Here is a 4,927-nt window from a genome sequence, read left to right as displayed (position 1 = left end):
GGTACTCGCTCGTGCCAAAACAGTGGTTGACAAAGTGCAAGTTTACGATGGCAGCATTCAAAGATATTTGTCACAGGGCAACCTGAAAGAAGCACTCAAAATTGGCTTGGAAGTGTTGAAGCTCCTGGGAGTGATTTTACCAAAAAATCCAAGTGAGTTAGATGTTCGAGGCGGATTGGAGTCAACGGCGGCGCTACTTGCTGAACGAGAAATTGAAGACTTGATTAATTTACCAGAGATGACTGCACCAGAACCGCTAGCAGCAATGTCAATTCTAGCAAATATAGGGGCTGCTGCATTCATAGTATCACCAGCACTGGTGATACTGATTATATGCAAAACGGTAGATTTATCAATCAACTACGGTAATGCTATCTGGTCACCGATGTATTATGCTCTCTACGGGTTGGTTCTATGTGGAGTTGGTCAAGACATTGAACTCGGCTATAAATTTGGTCAATTGGCTCTTAGCGTGGCAGAACGATTGCATACCAAAAAAGGCAAGGCTAAAGCATTACACGTATTTAGTGACCATGTTATGCAATGGAAAGTACATCATAAGGAGACGATACCACTGCTGGTTGAGGCTTATCAGGAAGGAGTGGAAATCGGAGACTTTGAATTTGCTGGTTATGCTGCCTATAACGTGTGCTACCACTCATTTTTCGTCGGTGAGGAACTCACCCAACTGGAACAGAAAACGGCAACATACAGCAAAGCGGTTGATCGAATCAGACGGGAAAGCCCCTCGACGTGGATTGCAATAGTGTGGCAGACCATTCTTAATTTGTTAGATCGGTCTGAGAATCCCAGTCGCTTAGTTGGTCGGGTGTTTAATGAAGAGGAGGCGTTAGCACACGCCCTTGCAGTTAAAGATGGAACTGCAATTCAAATGCTGTACCTGCACAAAATTATACTGTTTTATCTATTTGGAGAACACCATCAAGCTGGACAGACTGCTATTTTGGCAAGGCGACATTTTGAAGAAGCGACGGCAGTAAAGTTTTTACCTGTATTCTGTTTCTATCATTCTCTAGCGCTTTTGAGCCTATTGGTTGAGGCTTCAAGCTCTGAAGAAGAAGCTTGGCTAAACTGTGTTAACACTAACCAAGAAAAAATGCAGAAATGGGCAGAACACGCCCCCATGAATTATCTCCATAAATTTCATCTAGTCGAGGCAGAGAAAGCGCGAGTTCTAGGGCAGTTTCTTGAGGCTGAAGAGTTTTATGAACGGGCGATCGCAGGTGCTGCCGAAAATGAGTTTATCCAGGAAGAAGCATTAGCTTATGAATTGGCTGCAAAACATTATCTAGCGCGAGGTCGGGAAAAGATTGCTCAGACCTACATGAAAGAGGCGCACTATTGCTATGAACGTTGGGGAGCAGCTGCAAAGGTCAAAGATTTGGAAGATCGATATCCTCAACTATTTCCTCAATCGTCCAATATAGTTTCTACATCAGTTCGTACCACGACTGGAACCACCTCAAATACCTCACATATTGCTCTTGATTTAGCGACGGTAATGAAGGCATCCCAAGCAATTTCGAGTGAAATTGAATTAGAGAAGTTGCTTCATTCTTTGATGCAGATTCTAATTGAAAATGCTGGAGCACAAACCGGATATCTGCTCTTAGAAAATGTAGATGAGTGGACGATTGAGGCAGCTTGCGAACTTCGTGATGGGAAAAGCGTTTGCGCTACGCAAGTACTGCAATCGACCCCAATGACAAATCGCTTATCTGAACCCATTGTCCAGTATGTCATCCGGACTCATGAGCCAGTCATCTTAAATGATGCAACTCGCGAAGGCAAGTTTATCAATGATCCCTATCTTCAACGCCATGAAGCTAAATCAGTTTTGTGTTTGCCACTACTGAATCAAAGCAAGCTTGTCGGTGTGCTGTATTTAGAGAATCAACTAGCAACTGGGGCATTTACACCAGAGCGATCGCAACTCTTGAATTTACTCTCTACTCAAGCTGCAATTGCGATTGAGAATGCCAAACTCTACTCAAAGCTTCGTGGTAGCGAAAGCCAGATAGCTCAGTTTCTAGAAGCAGTTCCAGTGGGAATTGGAGTTTTGGATGCGGCTGGTCGCCCTTACTATGTCAATCAACGAGGTATTCAGCTACTAGGCAAAGGCGTTGATCCTACCGTGCCACCCGATCATTTTGCAGAAGTTTATCAACTTTACCTAGCTGGAACGGATCAAAACTGTTCCCTTGAAGAAATGCCAATCGCCCGAGCGTTAAGAGGCGAACGTACAAGAACAGATGACTTAGAGATTCACCAAGGTGAGACTATTATTCCCATTGAGTCATGGGGAACGCCCATCTTTGATGAACATGGGAACGTAGTTTATGCGATCACAGCTTTTCAAGACATCACTGAGCGTAAACAAGCTGAGCAACTGCTAGCTAATTACAACCGTACCTTAGAACAACAGGTTGCAGAACGAACAGCAGCGTTACAAGAAAGCGAAGCAGAACTACGCCATCGAGAACAGGAACTACGACTCATCACCGACGCTCTACCTGCTCTTATCAGCTATGTCGATGCCAGTCTCTGCTACCAATTTGTTAACCACACTTATGAGCTTTGGTTTAGCCATAGCCGAGACGAAATTGTGGGTAAATCCATTCATGAACTTTTAGGTGCGGCAGCCTATCAGGTTGCAGAGCCCTATATCAATCAAGCACTAGCAGGGCAGGTCACAACTTACGAAGCAGAAATATCTTATCCATTTGGTAAAAAGCATGTTACTGCTACTTTCATTCCCGATATTGATGCTAATGCTAAAGTCAAAGGATTTTATGGTCTGATTACAGATATTGGCGATCGCAAACGCGCTGAAGAAGCCTCTATTTTGGAAGAGCGTAACCGCATGGCGCGAGAAATTCACGATACACTCGCTCAGGCGTTTACAGGTATTCTGGCTCAGGTGGGAGCGGCAAAACAGGTGCTATCGGATGATGTAGAAGCAACTGGGGCACACCTGGATCTGATCAAAGAATTGGCGCGAACTGGACTGACTGAAGCACGGCGATCGGTCGTCGCGCTGCGTCCTCAGCTTTTGGAAGAAGGCAATTTACAGAGCGCTCTCCATCGTCTCATCGCTCAAATCAGAACTGCCGCAATGGATACCACTTTATATTATGAGATTGAGGGTGCGGTGTATTTTCTCCCGACTGAAGTCGAGAGTAATCTATTGCGGATGGGGCAGGAAGCATTGACCAATGCGATTAGATACGCCAATGCTGACGAAATTCGAGTGGAGCTAATCTACGATCGCGATCAGGTTTGCTTGCGCGTGAAAGACAATGGACAGGGTTTTGGAGTTGGGAGTATTCCATTCTCTGAGGGTTTTGGCTTACTCGGCATGAGCGAACGGGCAGAGCGCATCGGTGCACAACTGACGATTTGGAGTCAACCTGGACAAGGAACAGAAATTATTGTCACCGTCAATCGGAAGTAGCATCACGATGAGCCAAGCCACGCCCATTCGGGTTCTGATTGCAGACGATCATGCTATTTTTCGGCAAGGATTAGCCACGATTATTAACCGTGACCCAGATATGCAGGTGATTGCCCAAGCCGAAAATGGGGAACAAGCGATCACTCTATTTAGGGAACATCAACCGGATGTTACACTCATGGATTTGCGAATGCCGGAAGTGGAAGGAGTTGCCGCTATCAGTGCAATTTGTGCTGCTGCTAAATCGGCTCGGATTATTGTACTGACCACGTATGATAGCGACGAAGATATTTATCGAGGATTGCAGGCAGGCGCAAAAGGATATCTGTTGAAAGAAACTGAACCTGAAGAGCTTCTCAATGCCATTCGTACCGTTCATCGGGGTCAGAAGTACATTCCGCCCGATGTGGGAGCAAAGTTGGTACAACGCCTCAGCAATCCAGAACTGAGTGAACGAGAACTGGTAGTCCTCCGCTCACTGGCGCAGGGAATGAGTAATGCCGATATTGCGACTGCTTTGAGTATCGGTGAAGGTACTGTTAAATCCCATGTCAATCGGATTTTGAATAAGTTAGATGTCAGCGATCGCACTCAAGCGGTGATTGTTGCCGTTAAACGCGGCATTGTTAGTTTGTAGGATGTACTTTCGATCGAATTCGGATTCTAACTTAAGTTAGAGCCAGCCTTATACTTTGCGATGAGTAGTTGCTCTATCAATTTGTACTGTAAAAGTTTTAACTCGCTATAGACGACGACTTGAAAGCGATCTCCTACATTGAATGTATGCAAACAAAGATGCAGTCAATGGATTGAGCAAGTTAATTGGAGCAGAAATGGCAACCTTGTATCGTTGTTTTGAGAACGTGAATGATGCAGCGAACTTTGCCAATTGCAGCACTTATTTCCTAGCCTAATCAACCTTGAATCCTATTTGCAGAATCACAACTGGGCAAATCTCGCCAGAAGTGCATCCAATCAGGCAAATCATGCTCCTTTAGAGCGGTAAACCTGATCGAATTTTCAACCCTAAACATTTGAGATAAATCTATGACCTCTACCTCCACAGCTACAGACCCAACGCTACGCCAAGGCGATTCTGGTGCTGCTGTCAGTGAGCTACAACAATTGCTGAATGCCAAAGGAATCAACATTACAGTCGATGGAGTTTTTGGCAATGCGACTCGCGCCGCAGTGGTTCAGTTTCAACAGCAGAATGGACTTGTTGCAGATGGCATCGTTGGCACCCAAACTTGGCAAGCCCTTCGTCGAGGTGGCCCCATTCAACTGACTGATGCAGCCATTTACTACGAGCCATCGAAATATCCCTATCAAAAAAAGGGGCGTTGCATAATAAGGGTATGAATTAGGGGAAATCGCCATGCAATGTCCTGAGTGTGGCTCCTCCCATGTCCGGAAGAATGGGAAGAACAAAGGTAAGCAAAATCACATCTG

The 4,927-nt window shown here is 45.3% G+C and carries 3 protein-coding genes and 1 pseudogene; all 4 read left to right on the top strand.

The window, feature by feature from the left end:
- Positions 1 to 3,475, top strand: a 3,475-nt coding sequence (locus H6F74_RS30325; RefSeq protein ID WP_190445365.1) for a PAS domain-containing protein, incomplete at its 5' end; no start/stop codon positions are given.
- 7 nt (positions 3,476 to 3,482) lie between these two features.
- Positions 3,483 to 4,112, top strand: coding sequence for a response regulator transcription factor (locus H6F74_RS27915; RefSeq protein WP_190445364.1), 630 nt, complete (start codon positions 3,483 to 3,485; stop codon positions 4,110 to 4,112).
- Positions 4,113 to 4,522: 410 nt separating this feature from the next.
- Entirely contained in the window at positions 4,523 to 4,837 is a 315-nt protein-coding gene (locus H6F74_RS27910) for a peptidoglycan-binding domain-containing protein (protein WP_190445363.1), read from the top strand.
- A gap of 16 nt (positions 4,838 to 4,853) precedes the next feature.
- Positions 4,854 to 4,927 (top strand): annotated as a pseudogene (locus tag H6F74_RS31260) (IS1 family transposase); the annotation flags it as partial.

It is taken from the genome of Trichocoleus sp. FACHB-90 (genome assembly GCF_014695505.1).
GTDB lineage: Bacteria > Cyanobacteriota > Cyanobacteriia > Cyanobacteriales > FACHB-T130 > Funiculus > Funiculus sociatus.
The sequence above is the reverse complement of the archived record's forward strand: the minus strand, read 5'-3'. Positions and strand labels throughout refer to the sequence as shown.

Excerpts from the sequence above, each read along its gene's own strand:
- H6F74_RS27915 (WP_190445364.1), top strand. The coding sequence starts at position 3,483 with ATGAGCCAAGCCACGCCCATTCGGGTTCTGATTGCAGACGATCATGCT.
- H6F74_RS27910 (WP_190445363.1), top strand. The coding sequence starts at position 4,523 with ATGACCTCTACCTCCACAGCTACAGACCCAACGCTACGCCAAGGCGAT.